At 65.9% G+C, this 16827-nt stretch carries 17 protein-coding genes; 7 read left to right on the forward strand and 10 right to left on the reverse strand.

What is annotated here, in order from left to right; genetic code table 11:
- Nucleotides 1–21 precede the first annotated feature (21 nt).
- The 6 genes from PKB_RS08715 to napE are packed head-to-tail and all read right to left on the reverse strand — an operon-like array spanning nt 22 to nt 4576.
- Complete coding sequence (locus tag PKB_RS08715) at nt 22–618, reverse strand: cytochrome c3 family protein (protein ID WP_043250853.1); 597 nt, start codon at nt 616–618, stop codon at nt 22–24.
- A gap of 9 nt (nt 619–627) precedes the next feature.
- Nucleotides 628–1107: a nitrate reductase cytochrome c-type subunit gene (locus PKB_RS08720; RefSeq protein ID WP_043250854.1), complete on the reverse strand. Its 480-nt coding sequence runs from the start codon at nt 1105–1107 to the stop codon at nt 628–630.
- Nucleotides 1108–1117: 10 nt separating this feature from the next.
- Nucleotides 1118–3622 carry a nitrate reductase catalytic subunit NapA gene (gene napA / locus PKB_RS08725; protein ID WP_043250857.1) on the reverse strand — a complete coding sequence of 835 codons (2505 nt, stop codon included), beginning with the start codon at nt 3620–3622 and terminating at the stop codon, nt 1118–1120.
- Entirely contained in the window at nt 3619–3927 is a 309-nt protein-coding gene (locus PKB_RS08730) for a chaperone NapD (protein ID WP_052355218.1), read from the reverse strand. The genes napA and PKB_RS08730 overlap by 4 nt, the downstream gene beginning before the upstream one ends.
- Nucleotides 3920–4399 (reverse strand): ferredoxin-type protein NapF, encoded by a 480-nt coding sequence (gene napF / locus PKB_RS08735; RefSeq protein WP_043257085.1) that lies wholly within the window; start codon nt 4397–4399, stop codon nt 3920–3922. Before napF ends, PKB_RS08730 begins: the two co-directional genes overlap by 8 nt.
- A gap of 9 nt (nt 4400–4408) precedes the next feature.
- Nucleotides 4409–4576, reverse strand: a complete 168-nt coding sequence (napE, locus tag PKB_RS08740; protein WP_043250859.1) for a periplasmic nitrate reductase, NapE protein — start codon at nt 4574–4576, stop codon at nt 4409–4411.
- 186 nt (nt 4577–4762) lie between these two features.
- Here napE and PKB_RS08745 point away from each other — a divergent pair, with 186 nt between their 5' ends.
- From PKB_RS08745 to PKB_RS08755, 3 genes are read left to right on the forward strand one after another with little or no spacing between them, the layout of a single operon-like run.
- A complete protein-coding gene (locus tag PKB_RS08745; protein ID WP_043250861.1) occupies nt 4763–5368 on the forward strand; it encodes an outer membrane protein in 606 nt (201 codons plus the stop codon).
- A gap of 51 nt (nt 5369–5419) precedes the next feature.
- On the forward strand, nt 5420–6097 hold the full coding sequence (locus PKB_RS08750; protein WP_043250863.1) for a response regulator: 678 nt from the start codon (nt 5420–5422) through the stop codon (nt 6095–6097).
- Nucleotides 6094–7437 (forward strand): ATP-binding protein, encoded by a 1344-nt coding sequence (locus tag PKB_RS08755; RefSeq protein ID WP_043250865.1) that lies wholly within the window; start codon nt 6094–6096, stop codon nt 7435–7437. Before PKB_RS08750 ends, PKB_RS08755 begins: the two co-directional genes overlap by 4 nt.
- Nucleotides 7438–7545: 108 nt before the next feature.
- Here PKB_RS08755 and PKB_RS08760 read toward each other — a convergent pair whose 3' ends face one another.
- Nucleotides 7546–8547 carry an AraC family transcriptional regulator gene (locus tag PKB_RS08760; protein WP_043250866.1) on the reverse strand — a complete coding sequence of 334 codons (1002 nt, stop codon included), beginning with the start codon at nt 8545–8547 and terminating at the stop codon, nt 7546–7548.
- A 335-nt stretch (nt 8548–8882) separates the two neighbouring features.
- On the opposite strand from PKB_RS08760, the gene PKB_RS08765 reads away from it, so the two are divergent.
- Both PKB_RS08765 and PKB_RS08770 read left to right on the forward strand, forming a co-directional pair.
- Nucleotides 8883–10175 (forward strand): dicarboxylate/amino acid:cation symporter, encoded by a 1293-nt coding sequence (locus PKB_RS08765; RefSeq protein ID WP_043250868.1) that lies wholly within the window; start codon nt 8883–8885, stop codon nt 10173–10175.
- A 226-nt stretch (nt 10176–10401) separates the two neighbouring features.
- Nucleotides 10402–10878 carry a hypothetical protein gene (locus PKB_RS08770; RefSeq protein ID WP_043250870.1) on the forward strand — a complete coding sequence of 159 codons (477 nt, stop codon included), beginning with the start codon at nt 10402–10404 and terminating at the stop codon, nt 10876–10878.
- Nucleotides 10879–11047: 169 nt separating this feature from the next.
- On the opposite strand, the gene PKB_RS08775 is transcribed toward PKB_RS08770, so the two are convergent.
- The 3 genes from PKB_RS08775 to PKB_RS08785 all read right to left on the reverse strand — a co-directional run bounded on the left by PKB_RS08775 (nt 11048) and on the right by PKB_RS08785 (nt 14108).
- Entirely contained in the window at nt 11048–12439 is a 1392-nt protein-coding gene (locus PKB_RS08775) for an adenylate/guanylate cyclase domain-containing protein (RefSeq protein WP_043250873.1), read from the reverse strand.
- A gap of 143 nt (nt 12440–12582) precedes the next feature.
- The gene (locus PKB_RS08780) at nt 12583–13167 is read right to left on the reverse strand and encodes an HD domain-containing protein (RefSeq protein ID WP_043250875.1); all 585 of its coding nucleotides are present in this window, start codon (nt 13165–13167) and stop codon (nt 12583–12585) included.
- Nucleotides 13168–13304: 137 nt separating this feature from the next.
- A complete protein-coding gene (locus tag PKB_RS08785) occupies nt 13305–14108 on the reverse strand; it encodes a helix-turn-helix transcriptional regulator (RefSeq protein WP_043250876.1) in 804 nt (267 codons plus the stop codon).
- Between the two features lie 196 nt (nt 14109–14304).
- Here PKB_RS08785 and PKB_RS08790 point away from each other — a divergent pair, with 196 nt between their 5' ends.
- Together PKB_RS08790 and PKB_RS08795 are read left to right on the forward strand one after the other, a co-directional pair.
- Nucleotides 14305–15669 carry an APC family permease gene (locus PKB_RS08790; RefSeq protein ID WP_043250878.1) on the forward strand — a complete coding sequence of 455 codons (1365 nt, stop codon included), beginning with the start codon at nt 14305–14307 and terminating at the stop codon, nt 15667–15669.
- 19 nt (nt 15670–15688) lie between these two features.
- Nucleotides 15689–16786: a DmpA family aminopeptidase gene (locus PKB_RS08795; protein WP_043250881.1), complete on the forward strand. Its 1098-nt coding sequence runs from the start codon at nt 15689–15691 to the stop codon at nt 16784–16786.
- Nucleotides 16787–16827: the final 41 nt, after the last annotated feature.

The raw sequence follows: 16827 nt of genomic DNA on the forward strand, positions 1-16827 counted from the left end.
GCACTGGCCCTCAGGCGAAATTCACCACCCCGGCACGCCGCTCATGTCCGGCAGGTGGTGGGCGATGCCCTTGTGGCAGTCGATGCAGGTTGCCTGGCCCGAGGCCAGGGCGGTGGAGTGCATCTGCCTGGCGCGCGGGCTCTGGCGGGTGAAGTCCATGAATTGGAAGTTGTGGCAGTTGCGACACTCCAGCGAATCGTTGGCCTTGAGCCGTGCCCATTCGTGTTCGGCTAGTTCGCGGCGGTGGTCGAGGAATTTCTCGCGGGTGTTGATGGTGCCGAAGATCTTGCCCCAGACCTCCTTGGACGCCTGCATCTTGCGGGCAATCTTGTCGGTCCATTTGTGCGGCACATGGCAGTCCGGGCAGGTGGCGCGCACGCCCGAGCGATTGGTGTAGTGGATGGTGTCCTTGAGCTCGACATAGACGTTGTCGCGCATCTCGTGGCAGGAGGTGCAGAACTTCTCGCTGTTGGTCGCCTCCAGCGCGGTGTTGAAGCCGCCCCAGAAGATGATCCCGGCGATGAACCCGGCCAGGGTCAGGAACCCCAGGCTGTAGTGCACGCTGGGCCGGCGCAGGACCGTCCAGTAACCGCCAAGCCAGGCGATGAGTGCTTTCATGGCCCCTCCTCAGGGTTTGCTGGCGGCGGCGTCGCGCTTGAGGATGCTGTCGATGTCTTCGAAGCTGTTGCCCACCAGCGGCTTCACGTCCTCCTGGGGCACGTGGCACTGCACGCAGAAGTAACGGCGTGGCGCCACCGAGGCCAGCACCTGGCCGTCGCGGTCCATGTAGTGGGTGATGCTGATCATCGGCGCCTGCACCTTCGCGCTGTTGGCGCGGCTGTGGCAGGACAGGCACTTGTTGCTGTTGGTGTCGATGCGATAGCCGGCGATGGTGTGCGGGATGGTCGGCGGCTGCTCGGGGTAGGCGCGTTCGCGGCGGATGTCCTTGTTCTCTTCCGGCGCCAGCGGCGGCGCCGGGCGGTCCTGGCTGATGGTTCCGCCGGGGCGGCGGCCGTCCGGGGCCGGGGCGTCCAGCGGGTAGTCCGGCTGCGCAGCCAGCAGCGGCAGGCCGAGCAGCAGGAGCAGGAACGGGATCAGGCGTTTCATGGCGGGCTCCTCAGGCCAGGCTGACCAGCTCGATGCGGACCGCGCACTTCTTGTAGTCGGTCTGCTTGGAGATCGGGTCGGTGGCGTCCAGGGTGACCTTGTTGATCAGTTTGTTGGCGTCGAAGAAGGGCACGAATACCAGCCCCTGAGGCGGTTTGTTGCGCCCGCGTGTTTCGATGCGCGCGCGGATCTCGCCGCGCCGGCTGATCACCTTTACCTCGCTGCCGCGCCTGAGTTTCAGCTTCGTGGCGTCGTCCGGGTGCATGTACACCAGGGCGTCGGGCACCGCCTTGTACAGCTCCGGCACGCGCTGGGTCATGCTGCCGGTGTGCCAGTGTTCGAGCACGCGGCCGGTACACAGCCAGAACGGGTAGTCGGCGTCTGGCGCCTCGGCCGGCGGCTCGTAGGGCAGGGCGAAGATGATCGCCTTCTTGTCCGGGTAGCCGTAGAACTGCACGCCGCTGCCCTTGGCGACGTAGGGGTCGAGTCCCTCGCGGTAGCGCCAGAGGGTTTCCTTGCCGTCCACCACCGGCCAGCGCAGGCCGCGCGCCTCGTGGTAGGCGTCGAAGGGCGCGAGGTCGTGGCCATGGCCGCGGCCGAAACGGGCGTATTCCTCGAACAGGCCCTTCTGCAGGTAGAAACCGAAGGCCTTGGCTTCGTCGTTGGCGTATCCCTTGGCCACCTGTTCGGCACCGAAGGCGTCCACCTGGCCGTTGCGGAACAGCACTTCGTAGAGGGTCTTGCCCTTGAGCTCGGGCGCCTTGGCCAGCAGGTCGGCGGGCCATACCTCGTCGGTGGTGAAGCGCTTGGAGAATTCCACCAGTTGCCAGAGGTCGGACTTCGCCTCGCCCGGCGCGCTCACCAGTTGGTGCCAGAACTGCGTGCGTCGCTCGGCGTTACCGTAGGCGCCTTCCTTTTCCACCCACATCGCGCTGGGCAGGATGAGGTCGGCGGCCTGGGCCGAGACGGTCGGGTAGACGTCGGAGACGATCACGAAGTTTTCCGGGTTGCGCCATCCCGGCAGCACTTCCTGCATGACGTTCGGCCCGGCCTGCATGTTGTTGCACACCTGGGTCCAGTAGACGTTGAGCACGCCGTCCTTGAGCTTGCGGCTCTGCTCCACGGCGTGGAAGCCGACTTTCTCCTGGATGGTGCCGGCCGGGACCTTCCAGATCTTCTCGGCGGTTTCGCGGTGTTTCGGGTTGGTCACCACCAGGTCCGCCGGCAGGCGGTGGGCGAAGGTGCCGACCTCGCGCGCAGTGCCGCAGGCCGAAGGCTGGCCGGTGAGCGAGAAGGGGCTGTTGCCCGGCTCGCTGATTTTCCCGGTGAGCAGGTGGATGTTGTAGATCAGGTTGTTGGCCCAGACACCGCGGGTGTGCTGGTTGAAGCCCATGGTCCAGAACGACACCACCTTGCGTTTCGGGTCGGCGTAGAGTTCGGCCAGGGCCTTGAGGCGTTCGGCCGGCACGCCGCTTTCCTTGGCTGTGCGCTCCAGGGTGTAGGGCTTGACGAAGGCGGCGAAGGCGTCGAAATCGATATCGCTCCAGGTATTGGCCTTGGCGGCGTTCTGCGCCTTCTTCTCCATGGGCTCATCCGGGCGCAGTCCGTAGCCGATGTCATCGACGCCCTTCGCGAAGCGCACGTGCTGGCTGACGAAGTCGCGGTTCACCGCGCCGCTCTGGATGATGTGGTTGGCGATGTAGTTGAGGATGTGCAGGTCGGTCTGCGGCGTGAACACCATGGGGATGTCGGCCAGGTCGAAGCTGCGGTGCTCGAAGGTGGAGAGCACCGCCACCTTGACGTGCGGCGCGCTGAGGCGGCGGTCGGTGACCCGCGACCAGAGCACCGGGTGCATCTCGGCCATGTTCGAGCCCCAGAGCACGAAGGCGTCGGTGGCCTCGAAGTCGTCGTAGCAGCCCATGGGTTCGTCCATGCCGAAGCTGCGCATGAAGCCCATTACCGCCGAGGCCATGCAGTGGCGCGCGTTGGGGTCGATGTTGTTGCTGCGCAGGCCGGCCTTGAACAGCTTGTTGGCGGCGTAGCCTTCCCACACCGTCCACTGCCCGGAGCCGAACATGCCCACCGAGGTCGGCCCCTTGGCCTTGAGCGCGGCCTTGAACTTCTCGGCCATGATGTCGAAGGCGGCGTCCCAGCTGATCGGCTGGAATTCGCCCTGCTTGTCGTACTTGCCGTCTTTCATGCGCAGCAGCGGGCGGGTCAGGCGGTCGCTGCCGTACATGATCTTCGACAGGAAGTAGCCCTTCACGCAGTTGATCCCGCGGTTGACCTCGGCCTTGATGTCGCCGTGGGTGGCGACCACCTTGCCGTCGCGGGTGGCGACCATGACGCTGCAGCCGGTGCCGCAGAAGCGGCAGGGCGCCTTGTTCCAGTCCAGCGTGGTCATGTCCGCCTCGGTGACCAGGTTGCTGGCGGAACTGAGGATCGGCAGCCCGGCGGCGGCCGCGGCCATGGCGGCGGCGTTGGCCTTGGCGAACTGGCGGCGGGTGAGGTTCATCGTGTACCTCCGGCGGCGAGACCGACGGGGGCGTCGGCGGCTGGTTTCTGCGGGGCGTCGGGCTGCTCCACGGTCTCGTGGTAGACCAGCACCGCGTTGAGCACCCCGGGCAGGCTGTGGATGGCTTCGAGGGTCGCGAGGATCTGTTCCTCTTGCTCGGCCTCCAGCACCACCACGAGCTTGCCCAGCGGGCTTTCCTGGTGCAGTTCGAGGTGCGGCAGGCGGGCCAGGTTTGCCTTCACCGCGCCGAGCAGTTCCGGGCGCGCGTGGACCAGCAGACTGGCTATCTGGATGCAGTCAGGCATCGGCGGTCATCTCCTCGCTGAGTTGGATGGCCTGGCTCGGGCAGGGCGCGAGGCACGCGCCGCAACCCGTGCAGGCCAGGGAGTCGAGTTGCGGCAGCGGTGGGCCGCCGAGCTGCGGGCGGAAACGGATGGCGCGGGCCTCGCAGCTGTCTTCGCAGGCGCGGCAATGGATGCCGGCCAGCGCCAGGCAGCGTTCGCCAATGCGCGCGCGCCAGGGAAAGGCCGGTTGCGCGCGGTCGAACAGGCCGGCGTCGCAGCTGTCGGCACAGGCGCCGCAAAGGCTGCAGCCAGCGTGAGTCAGGTCGAGTTGCGGAAAGCCGCCGTCACCCAGGCGCAGCACCTGTTCCGGGCAGGTGCGCACGCAATCGCCGCAGCGCGTGCAGCGGTCGCTGAAGTCGTCGGCGGTCCACGGCGGTAGGCGCGGGGTTTCCGCGCCAGCCAGGCGGCGCAGCAGGGCGCGTCGGGGATGCACGGCGCGCACCTAGCCTGGCGGTCCCGGCGGGCCGGCCAACAGCTGGTACATCCAGACGATGAATCCGTAGCCGCCGACGACAGCCACGGACAAAAGCGGGAACAGGCAGATCACGAGAAACAGGAACAGCCGGGTCTCCTTGCCCTTCGCCACTTCCACTGGGCTCTTTTCGCTCATGTGGCAGCCTCCAAGCGATGCCGTCAGGGAGTATAGACCGCAGTAGAAATGTGGCTTTCGGTGTCCCACAAGCGGACGAGCGGTTCGTTCAGCCGAGGTTCAGAGAGCTGACAGGTTGCGTTCAGTCGCCCCCGCTTAACCTGTTCTCCGTCAACTACTTACACACCTCTCTGACGGAGAATGACGATGAAAACCCTGAAGAAGCTCGCTCTCGCCACTGCCATCCTCGGCGCCAGCATCGGCATGGCCCAGGCCTCGGAAAACTTCGTAGGTCTGACCTGGGGTGAAACCAGCAACAACATCCAGAAATCCGCAGACCTGAACCGCAACCTCAACGATCCGAAGCTCGACAGCGTGATCAACAACAGCAGCACCTGGGGCGTGCGCGCCGGCCAGCAGAACGAACAGGGCCGCTACTACGCGACCTACGAGAACACGTCCGATACCTACAGCGGCATGAAGCTGCGCCAGCAGAACCTGCTCGGCAGCTACGACGCCTTCCTGCCGATCAATGAACAGGGCACCAAGCTGTTTGGCGGCGGTACTGTCGGCCTGACCAAGCTGGAACAGGAGTCGCGTGGCTTCAAGCGTGACAGCGATGTCGGCTACGCCATCGGCGCCCAGGCGGGTGTCCTGCAGGATATCGGCAAGAACGCTTCCATCGAAGGCGGCTATCGTTACCTGCGGACCAATGCCAGCACGGAGATGAGCCCGCACGGTGGTTCCAAGGTCGGATCGCTTGACCTGCACAGCAGCTCGCAGATCTACCTGGGCGCCAACTATCGGTTCTGACTGGCAACCGGCCGGGCCTCGCGCCCGGCCACCGCATAAGGAGGTTTACCCATGAAGTTACTGGTAGTGGAGGACGAGGCGCTGCTGCGCCATCACCTGTTCACCCGTCTCGGCGAGCAGGGCCATGTGGTCGACGCCGTGGGCGATGCCGAAGAGGCCCTGTACCGGGCCAGCGAGTACCACCACGACCTGGCGGTGGTCGACCTCGGCCTGCCGGGCATGAGCGGCCTGGACCTGATCCGCGAGTTCCGCAGCCAGGGCAAGACCTTCCCGATCCTGATTCTCACCGCGCGCGGCAACTGGCAGGACAAGGTCGAAGGACTGGCCGCCGGCGCCGACGACTACGTGGTCAAGCCGTTCCAGTTCGAGGAACTGGAAGCGCGCCTGAACGCTTTGTTGCGTCGCTCCAGCGGCTTCGTCCAGGCGACCATCGAGGCCGGCCCGCTGGTGCTCGACCTCAACCGCAAGCAGGCCGCCGTGGACGGTGAAGCGCTCAACCTGACCGCCTTCGAGTACCGCATCCTCGAATACCTCATGCGTCATCACCAGCAGGTGGTGAGCAAGGAGCGCCTGATCGAGCAGCTGTACCCGGACGACGACGAGCGCGACCCCAACGTCATCGAAGTGCTGGTCGGCCGTTTGCGGCGCAAGCTGGAGACCCATGAAGGCTTCCGCCCGATCGACACGGTGCGCGGCCAGGGCTACCTGTTCACCGAGCGCTGCCGATGATGCGCTCGCTGCGGGTTCGCCTGATGATCGGCGCGGCGACGCTGGCGATCCTTTTCATGCTGGCCTTGCTGCCGGCGCTGCAGCGGGCCTTCAGCATCGCCCTGGAGGACGCCATCCAGCAGCGCCTGGCCGCCGACGTCGCGACCCTGGTGTCTTCCGCGCGGATCGAGGGCGATCGCCTCGACATGCCCGAGCACCTGGCGGTCGAAGACTTCAACCTGCCCGAGTCCAAGCTCCTGGGCTTCATCTATGACCGCGATGGCACGCTGGTCTGGCGTTCGAGTTCCGCCCAGGACGAAAGCGTCAGCTACCGCCCGCATTACACCGGCAAGCTCGACGTCTTTACCCGCACCCGCGACGAAAAAGGCAGCGAGTTCTTTGTCTACGACGTGGAGATCGACCTGCTGGGCGGCCAGAAGGCGGCCTACAGCATCGTCACCATGCAGCCGGTGAGCGCCTTCCGCGAGCTGGTGCACGGCTTCCGCGAGCAGCTCTACCTGTGGCTGGGCGGTGCCCTGCTGATACTGCTGGGCATGCTCTGGCTGGGGCTGGGTTGGGGTTTTCGCTCGATGCGCGGGCTGCGCGACGAGCTGGACCAGATCGAGTCCGGCGAGCGCGAGCGGCTGAGCGACGACCATCCCCGGGAAATGCTGCGACTGACCGATTCGCTGAACCGCCTGCTGGACAGCGAACGCACCCAGCGCGAGCGCTACCGCAACTCCCTGGCCGACCTCGCGCACAGCCTGAAGACGCCGCTGGCGGTGCTGCAGGGCGTGAGCGAGAACCTCGCCGGCCACGCGCAGAACCGCGAGCAGGTGCAGGTGCTGCAGAGCCAGATCGAGCGCATGAGCCAGCAGATCGGCTACCAGCTGCAACGCGCCAGCCTGCGCAAGAGCGGCCTGGTGCGCCACCGCGTGCAACTGGGGCCGCTGCTCGACACCCTGAGCGGTGCGCTGGACAAGGTCTACCGCGACAAGCAGGTGATCCTCGAGCGCGACTTTCCGGAAAGTCTCAGCCTGCCGTTGGAGCGCGGCGCGCTGCTGGAGCTGCTCGGCAATCTGCTGGAGAACGCCTACCGCCTGAGCCTGGGCCGTGTGCGCGTCGGTGCCAGCAAGCGCAACGGCAATTTCGAGCTGGTGGTGGAGGACGATGGTCCGGGCATCCCACCCGACCAGCGCCAGCGCATCCTGCGCCGCGGCGAGCGCCTGGACACCCAGCACCCGGGGCAGGGCATAGGCACGGCGGTGGTGATGGACATCCTCGACAGCTACGGCGGCAGCCTGGAGCTGGACGACTCCGACCTGGGCGGCGCTTGCTTCCGCATGCAGCTGCCGGGGTAGCGTGTACAACCGTTCGCGGTTGTGCGCCGCTGCGCCTCTCCCTGTAGGAGCGCGCCATGCGCGCGATTTCGCGGCCATGGGCCGCTCCTACAGGTGATCCCCGACGCCTCACTCCCCCTGTTGCGTCCGGTAGGCGCCGGGGGTCAGCCCGGTCCACTTCTTGAACGCCCGGTGGAAGGCCGAGGGCTCGGAGAAGCCGAGCTGTTCGGCGATGTCCTGGATCGACAGCTCGTCGCGGCCCAGGTGATAGATCGCCAGGTCGCGGCGCAGCTGGTCCTTCAATTCCTGGAAGTTCGGCCCTTCCTCGCGCAGGTGGCGGCGCAGGGTCTGCGGGCTCATGTGCAACTGCTGCGCCACGCTTTCCAGGTCCGGCCAGTTGCGGCAGTCGCGGCCGAGCAGGCGGCGGATCTGGCTGGTCAGGCTGTCGCCGCCGTCCGGGCGGGCCAGCAGGTCGGCCGGGGAATCCTTGAGGAAGTGCTTGAGGCTGCGTTCATCCTGCAGCAGCGGCATGTCCAGGTAACGCGCCTGGAAGCTCAGCCCGGTGCTCTCCGCGCCGAAGCGTCGCGGGCAGGGGAAGAGCAGGTCGTACTCGCTCGCGTGGGCTGGCTCGGGGTAGGTGAAGCGAGCCTCCTCCAGGCGGATGCGCTGGCCGATCAGCCAGCTGCCCAGGCGATGCCAGATCACCAGCAGGCTTTCGGTCAGGAAGTGCTCCGGGTCGTGCAGCCGGCTGTGGTCGAGGACCAGCTCGGCGCGCTCGCCAACGCGGCGCAGCTCGATGTGCGGCGCTTCGGGGAACAGGTCGTAGAACAGCGAGCCGCGGGTAAGCGCCTTGTCCAGGGTGCGGCACTGGATGATGGCGTGGCACATCATGGCGAAGGTGCCGCGCTTGCTGCGTAGCTCGCCAAAGCCCATGTATTCGTCGTCGAGGCTTTCCCAGATCACCTGGATCAGCCGGCCGAACTGCTCCGGCGACACCCGCGCGCGCGCTTCCTCGAGCAGCGCCGGCTGGATACCGGCTGCGCGCAGCAGGGGCTGGATGTCCTGGTCGCGCCGCTGCGCACCGCGCAAGGCGGCGCGAACGAAATGGCTGGCGATGGTGCGTTCACGCATGGGGTGTCCTTGTTGTTGTTCGGTGGCCGGCGCGGCGAACAATCTACGGCAGCCATGGCCCTGGCGGATACCCGCCAAGTGGCGGGAAATCCGCCGCGGCTATGGCGGGTTTCCGCCAAACCAAAGGTCTTTCTGAAACTGGATGTATTTATAAGTTATTGAATTGTAAGAAATAAATAGGATTTGCTCAGGTTGGCGCAGGCATTGCTATACCTCATGTAAGACCTGCCGACGGGCAGGGCGAAAAACAAATTCTCCCATTGAAGGGAGATAACGCTTCGGCGCCCGCGCCGGCATCAGGACGATGCCCCGCCGCCCGAGAGGACCCTGCCGCCATGACCAAGCAACCCTTCTACAAGAGCCTGTACGTGCAGGTGCTGATCGCCATCGCCATCGGCATCGCCCTGGGCCATTTCTACCCGCACACCGCCGTGCTGATGAAGCCCCTGGGCGACGGCTTCGTCAAACTGATCAAGATGGCCATCGCGCCCATCATCTTCTGCACCGTGGTCACCGGCATCGCCGGCATGCAGAGCATGAAGGCGGTCGGCAAGACCGGCGGCATGGCGCTGCTGTACTTCGAGGTGGTCTCCACCATCGCCCTGATCATCGGCCTGGTGGTGGTCAACGTCGTGCAGCCCGGCGCCGGCATGCACGTCGATCCGGCCAGCCTGGATACCAGCAAGATCGCTGCCTACGCCGCCGCCGGCGAGAAGCAGAGCACCATCGACTTCCTGATGAACATCATCCCAAGCACCATCGTCGGCGCCTTCGCCAACGGTGACATCCTGCAGGTGCTGTTCTTCTCCGTACTGTTCGGCTACGCCCTGCACCGCATGGGCAGTTACGGCCAGCCGATCTTCCAGTTCATCGAGCGCTTCACCCAGGTGATGTTCAACATCATCAACGTGATCATGAAGGTTGCCCCGATCGGTGCCTTCGGCGCCATGGCCTTCACCATCGGCGCCTACGGCGTGGGCTCGCTGGTGCAGCTCGGCCAGCTGATGCTGTGCTTCTACATCACCTGCCTGCTCTTCGTGCTGCTGGTCCTGGGCAGCATCGCCCGCGCCCACGGCTTCAGCATCGTGAAGTTCATCAAGTACATCCGCGAAGAGCTGCTGATCGTGCTCGGCACCTCGTCCTCGGAGTCGGCGCTGCCGCGCATGATCGCCAAGTTGGAGAAGCTCGGCTGCGACAAGAGCGTGGTCGGCCTGGTGATCCCCACCGGTTACTCCTTCAACCTCGACGGCACCTCGATCTACCTGACCATGGCCGCGGTGTTCATCGCCCAGGCCACCGACACGCCGATGGACATCACCCACCAGCTGACCCTGCTGGCGGTGCTGCTGATCGCCTCCAAGGGCGCCGCGGGCGTCACCGGTTCGGGCTTCATCGTGCTGGCCGCCACCCTGTCCGCCGTCGGCCACCTGCCGGTCGCGGGCCTGGCGCTGATCCTCGGCATCGACCGCTTCATGTCCGAAGCCCGCGCCCTGACCAACCTGGTCGGCAACGGTGTGGCCACCGTGGTGGTCGCCAAGTGGTGCAAGCAGCTCGACGCCAGCAAGCTGCACAAGGAACTGGCCAGCGGCCCGTCCGCCGTCGAGGCCCAGGAAGCCCGCGCCGCCTGATGACGATTCTCCGGTTAGGCGTGGCGACGTGAAGCGCCGCGCCGCCTTCAAGCCCGCTCTCGTAGCGGGCTTTTTTATTTCCGAGCCATGCCCGGAGGGCCTGTGTAGCGCCGGAGATAACGGGTTTTGAGACTAGAATGGCGGGGTCGGAAATGGGGGGCTTTAAGCGCTTCCTGGAGGCCTTGGCGGCGTTTATCGGAAAGTGATTTTCAGAGGGGCTTGGTAAGTGAAGAAAGTGCAGAAGGGGCAGAAGCTGCCGGAACCGCACCCGCATATCGGGCTGTATACGCACGCGCCGGCCGAGCGTTCGCCCCATGGCTGGCCGCTGTGCGTCTACTGCGGGCAGCCAGCCGATGCGCTGGATCACCAGCCGCCGCTGTCGCGTGTCGACGATTACCAGAAGCTCTACCTGGAGCGCGAACAATACTGGCAGGTGAAGGCTTGCAAGCCTTGCTGCGAGCTGCTCGGCGATGACCTGCAGAAGGATATCTTCGTCCGAATCGAGGCGCTGAAATACCGATTGCAGCGGACGTTGCGCAGGCATGACGCGGCATTGTCCTGGGCAGACGATGACCTTGCGGAGCTGGGGCATTCACTGCGCTCCAAGGTGTCCGTCAGCGCTGCGGTGGTGTCTGCGACTCAGCCGAGGATCGATTACCAGGGCGGCTTGCGGCTGCTGCGTGAGGCTGCACGGCGGACCTGATGCCACGCTCGACGACCCACTCGTAGGCGTGGAAGGGAGCGTGACTGTAGGAGCGGACCTTGTCCGCGAAAGTGATCGCGGATGAATCCGCTCCTACGGGGAGCATCGCGCGTGAACATCGCGGATGAGATCCGCTCCTACGCCGGAGATTGGTGCAGGGCCGGACAGATCAGAGAATGATCTTGTCCTTGAGCTTCTCCACCGCCTGCTGCAGCACCTGGATCACCCGATCCTTGTCGTAGTTCTGCACGTTGTTGGTGTCGAGGTACATGGAGAAGCCCGGCAGCTCCTGCTCGATGAAGCTGGGGTTGGCGCCCAGGTCGCGGCGGAAGTCGACCACCTGGTAGATCTGCACCGGCTTGCTGAAGCCCTTCACCGCGATCTGGCCCTTGTCGCGGCACATGATCACGTCCTTCACCAGCGAATAGGTCTCGTGGCTGAGGAGGATCTCGCCGGCTTCGGCGGCGCTTTCCAGGCGGCTGGCGAGGTTCACTTCGCGGCCGATGATGGTGTAGTCCATGCGCGTGTCGGCGCCGAAGTTGCCCACCGTGCAGTAGCCGGTGTTGATGCCCATGCGCACTTCCAGCGGCTTGGTGATGCCCTGGGCGCGCCACTGCTGGCGCATCACTTTCATGTGCTTGCGCATGGCCACGGCCATGGACACGGCGGCCACGGCGTCCTTCTTCGCGCCCTGGGTGGTCGGGTCGCCGAAGAACACCATCACGCAGTCGCCGACGAACTTGTCGATGGTGCCGCCGTACTTGAGGGCGATCTTCGACATCTCGTTGAGGTAGTTGTTGAGCATGTCGGTGAGCACTTCGGCTTCCAGTTCCTCGGACAGCTCGGTGAAGCCCTTGATGTCGGAGAAGAACACCGTGAGCTTCTTGCGCTGGGTCTCCAGGCGCACGCTCTTCTTGCCGCTGAAGATCGACTCCCAGACCTGCGGCGACAGGTACTTGGCCAGGTTGCTCGCCAGCCGCGCGGCCTTTTCCTGCTCGCGGGCGATTTCGCCGCGGGCCTGGGCCAGGCGCAGGCCTTGCTGATGGACGAAGAAGGCGCCGATGAAGATGTACAGGGTGGAGAAGGCGATGCTCGCCAGGTTCACCAGCAGCGGCGGGTTGCCTTTGAAGCCCGGGCCGAGCAGGGCGCCGGTCACTGCAGCGGTGGACAGCGATACCAGCATGGCGCCGCCCAACAGGCGCAGGCCGCCGATGATCAGGCTGGTGAAGCCCAGGGTCAGCAGCAGCATCAGCGCCGGCACCACGGCGAAACCGAGCAATGCGGCGCTGGCGCCGGCGTGCACGGCGTCCGCACCTTGCAGGAACTGGCGGGTGCGTTCGGGGTACTGGATCTTGAAGCGGTTGTCCAGTTGTTGCGCGAGGTGCGGGTAGAGCAGGGCGTACGGCACCATCCACAGCAGTTCGTAGCTGAAGTAGCCGCTGAAGGTCCCGGCGGCGACCGTCGCGGCGATGCTGATGTAGGCCAGCACGCGGGCATGGTACTCGCGCAGGGGCGAGGACGACCCGTGCGACTGTGGCCGTTCCAGGACGGAGGACTTCATGCGCTGCTGGCTTCCCTGGTCAGTTCAGCGTCTCTGTAGGACGCTTCCCGCGATTGCGGTAGGAAGAATCTTAACCAAGCGTCTGTCCGGGAGCCAGCGCCGGCCCGAAACATCTTGTCGCGGACCGGCGGTCACTTTGTGGCTCAGGCCATGCTGCCGTCGGGCCGGGCGTAGATGGTCTGCCGTGGCTTGGCGAAGACGCGGCGCAGCATCGGCTCGAAGAAATCCAGCGGCAGGGTTTCGCCTTCCGGGTCGAAGGCAGCGGCGTCGTAGCGTGCGCAGAACTCGATGGTCTGCTCGAACTGCGGGTGGTCCTTGAACTGCTCGCGCAGGTGCCGGTCCAGGCCCAGGTGGTGGAAGAAGTAGTAGCCCTGGAAGATCGCGTGCTTCTCGACCATCCAGTGGTTTTCCGGGCTGACGAACGGCTTGAGGATGGCCGCGGCGATGTCGGCGTGGTTATACGAGCCCAGGGTGTCGCCGATGTCGTGGAGCAGGGCGCAGACCACGTACTCCTCGTCGCGGCCGTCGCGGTGGGCGAGGGTGGCGGTCTGCAGCGAATGGGTCAGGCGATCCACCGGGAAGCCGCCGAAGTCGCCGTCGAGCAGGCGCAGGTGGGCGAGGATGCGGTCGGGCAGCAGGGCGGCGTACTGGGCGAAGTCCTGGGCGATGATCGCCCAGTCCGCGGCGCTGCCGTCTTCCATGTGGGTGAAGGTGGCGCGGGCATTCATCGGGCTGTCCTCTTGTGCTTGTTGGGATTGGACGGCCTCCAGTCTAGGAGCGTGGCGCGCCGCGGCCAGTGTCCATGCGCGCCGTTCGGCTGTCTTGGCGGTGCGCGAATGCCCCGTCATCGCCGCCGCTGATCGCTTCAGGGGTTCTCCGGGTCGTGGCCGAGGGACTGCAGGAACAGCGAGAACAGCTCCGGTTGCGAGGAGATGTCCAGCTTGGTGTAGAGGTGCCGGCGGTGGACCTTGATGGTCTCGGGGGAAATCGCCAGGCGCTCGGCCATGGCCTTGGACGAGTAGCCACGCAGGATCAGCCGGGCGATCTCCAGCTCACGCTCGGACAGCACGTTGGCGCCGAAATGGCTGAGTGCATCGCGCACCTGGGTGGCCACGCCTTCCGCATTGGCCGGTAGCAGACGCTGGCTGCGCAGCTGCCAGTGCTGCTGCATCAGCGCCAGGACCCAGGGGCAGAGCATGGCCAGCAGGCCGCACTGCTCGCCGTCGAACGGCTTGCGCATGCCCAGCGACAGCGACAACGCGCCCTGGCCGGGCAACTGGAGGATGAACTGCACCTCGTCCTCCAGCACGTTCTCGTGGAAGTAGTTGAGGAAGTACTCGCTCTGGCGGAAATGGTCCGGGGCGATCTCTTCCAGGCGATACAGGCCGCTGGGCAGTCCCTCACGGCAGGCCTGGTAGAAGGGATCGAGCTGGTACAGGCCGTCGAGGTAGACGGACATGGCCGCCGGGCCCGCCTGCGGGTCGGCGTCGTATTCCTCCAGCCACACGGGTGTACCGCCAGCGGGGTAGTAGGCGGCCAGCGCGTTGTCGAACGGCAGCCACTGGTGCAGCAGCAGGATCAACTGCTTCCAGAAGCGCGGTTCGCCGATCTGCTCGATGGCGCGGGCAAGGTTGGCGTGCATGCCGACCTCGCGGAACAGGTTCTGCATCCCAGGGCACTCCGGAAAAAGGTGCTCCGGTTTCCTCCTTTTGGCGGCCTGCCGTCAAGGGGCGTAACCCCAAATGGTGATTGGCCGCCAGCTGCGGCAGGCCTAGATTGCGCCCCATGCAGCGTCCCAAGCAGAGGACACGCACAAGGGTTTTCGTACCTGCCTCAACCAACAATGACAATTCGAGGAAAACGACATGAGCTCTTCCGCGGCGCCCGAGGGCGCGCTCAAGCCCAGTCTGGGCATGCTCGATGTGGTAGCCATCACCGTCTCGGCGGTCACTCCGGCCAGTTCGGTCTTCGTCATCGCCCCTTTCGCCATCCAGCAAGCCGGCAGCGGCGCCTTCCTGAGCTTCGTGCTGGCCGCCGTGCTGGCGCTGATGTTCGCCTGGTGCTACGCGGAGCTGGGCCGCGCGCACAGTTCCGCCGGTGGTGAATACGTCTATGCCAAGCGCGTGTTCGGCGGCATGGCCGGCTACGCCACCTTCCTCACCGTGATGGTCTCGCTGCTGTTCATTCCACCGGTGCTGGCGACGGGCGCGGCGACCTACCTCAACGGCGCACTGGGCACGCAGTTCGATACCCAGACCGTGGCGCTGGTCATCGTGGCAGCCAGCTACGCCCTGGGCATCCTCAATATCCGCGTCAACGCCTGGGTCACCGGGCTGTTCCTGGTCTGCGAAGTGGCGGCGCTGCTGGTGATAGTCGCGCTGGGCTTCGGCAACGTCAGCCAGCCGCTCAGCGTGCTGTCGCATCCACAGTTCCTCGACAATGGCGTGATGTCGGTAGCGCCGATGGCGCTGGTGATTGGCGCGATGGGCACGGCGCTGTTCTCCTACAACGGCTTCGGCGCGGCGGTGATGCTCACCGAGGACATGAAGGACGGCGGCCGTGGCGTGCACCGCGCGGTGCTCTGGTCGCTGGTGCTGGTGGTGATCATCGAACTGGTGCCGATCACCGCGTTGTTGCTGGGCGCGCCCTCGCTGCAGGACATGCTCGCCAGTCCCGACCCCATCGGCTACCTGCTCACCACCCACGGCAACGCCACGCTGTCGCGGCTGGTCAGCGCCGGCATCTTCCTCTCGGTGTTCAACGCCATCATCGCCATCGTCATCCAGTCGGGCCGGGTGATCTTCAGCAGCGGCCGCGACGAGCTGTGGACGCCCTCGCTGAACCGCCTGTTCACCCGCATCCACCCGCGCTGGGAATCGCCGTGGCTGGCCACGCTGTTCCTCGCGGTGCCCTCGGCAGCCCTGAGCTTCAGCTCGAACCTGGCCGACCTGACCTCGTTCACCGTGCTGCTGCTGGTCATGGTCTACCTGGCGGTAGCGCTGAGCGCGCTGTTCAGCCGCGTGCTGCGCCGTGACCGCGAGCATCCGTACCGCATGCCGCTCTGGCCGGCGCCGGCGCTGCTGGCGGTAGTCGGTGCCGGCTATCTGCTGCTCAACAACATGCTCGCGGCTTCCTTGCGAGACAACATGATCATTGGCGGGATCCTCGCCGTATCGGTGATTCTCTACAGCACCTACGGCAAGTTCAGCCCGGCCTTCCAGAAACTCTGAAGACACGACAGGAGTCCGCATGCGCGCTCGTCAACTCGGCATCACCCTGGGGTTGGGTACACCCGGTGAGTTCAACGCCATTACCGATGTACCCGGCGTCCGGGTCGGCCACAGCACACTGATCGCCGACCGCGACGGCAAGCAGGTTCGTACCGGTGTCACCACGGTGCAGCCGCGAGTCGGCGAGGCGCGCCTGCAACCCTGCTTCGCCGGCGTTCACGTGCTCAACGGCAACGGCGACGCCACCGGCCTGGAATGGATTCGCGAGGCCGGCGTGCTGACCACGCCCATCGCCATCACCAACACCCACAGCGTCGGCGTGGTCCGAGACGCACTGGTCGCAGCCGAGCGCGATGCCCTGGCCGATCCGTCGGTGTACTGGTGCATGCCGGTGGTGATGGAAACCTACGATGGCCTGCTGAACGACATCTGGGGCCAGCACGTCGGCCCGGAGCAGGTGCGCGAAGCCCTGGCCCGCGCGGAGTCCGGCCCGGTGGAGGAAGGTGCAGTAGGTGGCGGCACCGGGATGATCTGCCACGAGTTCAAGGGCGGCATCGGCACGGCGTCGCGCAAGCTGTCGACGGAGCAGGGCGGCTGGACCGTCGGCGCGCTGGTGCAGGCCAACCACGGCAAGCGCGAGGAGTTGCGGGTCGACGGCTACCCGGTTGGACGCCAGCTGCGCGGGATCGCCTCGCCCTTCGCCGACCGTGGCGAGCCGGGCATGGGCTCCATCGTGGTGATCCTCGCCACCGACGCGCCGCTGCTGCCGCACCAGTGCCAGCGCCTGGCGCAGCGCGCCTCCATTGGCATCGCTCGCACCGGCGGCGGCACCGAGGACTCCAGCGGCGACATCTTCCTGGCCTTCGCTACCGGCAACACCGATCTGCCGCCGGCCAACTACGGGCGCAAGGGCCTGCCGCAGGACACCGCGGTGCGGATGCTCAACAACGACCACATCTCGCCGCTGTTCGCTGCCGCGGCCGAGGCGGTGGAAGAGGCCATCGTCAATGCGCTGCTGGCGGGCATCGACATGCACACTGCCGACGGCGTGCTGGTGCCGGCGCTGGGCGACGAGCGTCTGCTGGGTGCCCTGCGCAAGTCGGGTTGGCACGGCTGATCGTCGAGCAGCAATAAAAAGCCGGGAGCGCTCGCACGGTC

It is taken from the genome of Pseudomonas knackmussii B13 (assembly GCF_000689415.1).
In the GTDB taxonomy this organism is placed as follows: Bacteria; Pseudomonadota; Gammaproteobacteria; order Pseudomonadales; family Pseudomonadaceae; genus Pseudomonas; species Pseudomonas knackmussii.

Bases quoted from the DNA above. Each gene is read 5' to 3' on its own strand.
- PKB_RS08715 (WP_043250853.1), bottom strand. From the start codon at position 618: ATGAAAGCACTCATCGCCTGGCTTGGCGGTTACTGGACGGTCCTGCGC.
- PKB_RS08720 (WP_043250854.1), bottom strand. From the start codon at position 1,107: ATGAAACGCCTGATCCCGTTCCTGCTCCTGCTGCTCGGCCTGCCGCTG.
- napA (WP_043250857.1), bottom strand. From the start codon at position 3,622: ATGAACCTCACCCGCCGCCAGTTCGCCAAGGCCAACGCCGCCGCCATG.
- PKB_RS08730 (WP_052355218.1), bottom strand. From the start codon at position 3,927: ATGCCTGACTGCATCCAGATAGCCAGTCTGCTGGTCCACGCGCGCCCG.
- napE (WP_043250859.1), bottom strand. From the start codon at position 4,576: ATGAGCGAAAAGAGCCCAGTGGAAGTGGCGAAGGGCAAGGAGACCCGG.
- PKB_RS08745 (WP_043250861.1), top strand. From the start codon at position 4,763: ATGAAAACCCTGAAGAAGCTCGCTCTCGCCACTGCCATCCTCGGCGCC.
- PKB_RS08750 (WP_043250863.1), top strand. From the start codon at position 5,420: ATGAAGTTACTGGTAGTGGAGGACGAGGCGCTGCTGCGCCATCACCTG.
- PKB_RS08755 (WP_043250865.1), top strand. From the start codon at position 6,094: ATGATGCGCTCGCTGCGGGTTCGCCTGATGATCGGCGCGGCGACGCTG.
- PKB_RS08760 (WP_043250866.1), bottom strand. From the start codon at position 8,547: ATGCGTGAACGCACCATCGCCAGCCATTTCGTTCGCGCCGCCTTGCGC.
- PKB_RS08765 (WP_043250868.1), top strand. From the start codon at position 8,883: ATGACCAAGCAACCCTTCTACAAGAGCCTGTACGTGCAGGTGCTGATC.
- PKB_RS08775 (WP_043250873.1), bottom strand. From the start codon at position 12,439: ATGAAGTCCTCCGTCCTGGAACGGCCACAGTCGCACGGGTCGTCCTCG.
- PKB_RS08780 (WP_043250875.1), bottom strand. From the start codon at position 13,167: ATGAATGCCCGCGCCACCTTCACCCACATGGAAGACGGCAGCGCCGCG.
- PKB_RS08785 (WP_043250876.1), bottom strand. From the start codon at position 14,108: ATGCAGAACCTGTTCCGCGAGGTCGGCATGCACGCCAACCTTGCCCGC.
- PKB_RS08790 (WP_043250878.1), top strand. From the start codon at position 14,305: ATGAGCTCTTCCGCGGCGCCCGAGGGCGCGCTCAAGCCCAGTCTGGGC.
- PKB_RS08795 (WP_043250881.1), top strand. From the start codon at position 15,689: ATGCGCGCTCGTCAACTCGGCATCACCCTGGGGTTGGGTACACCCGGT.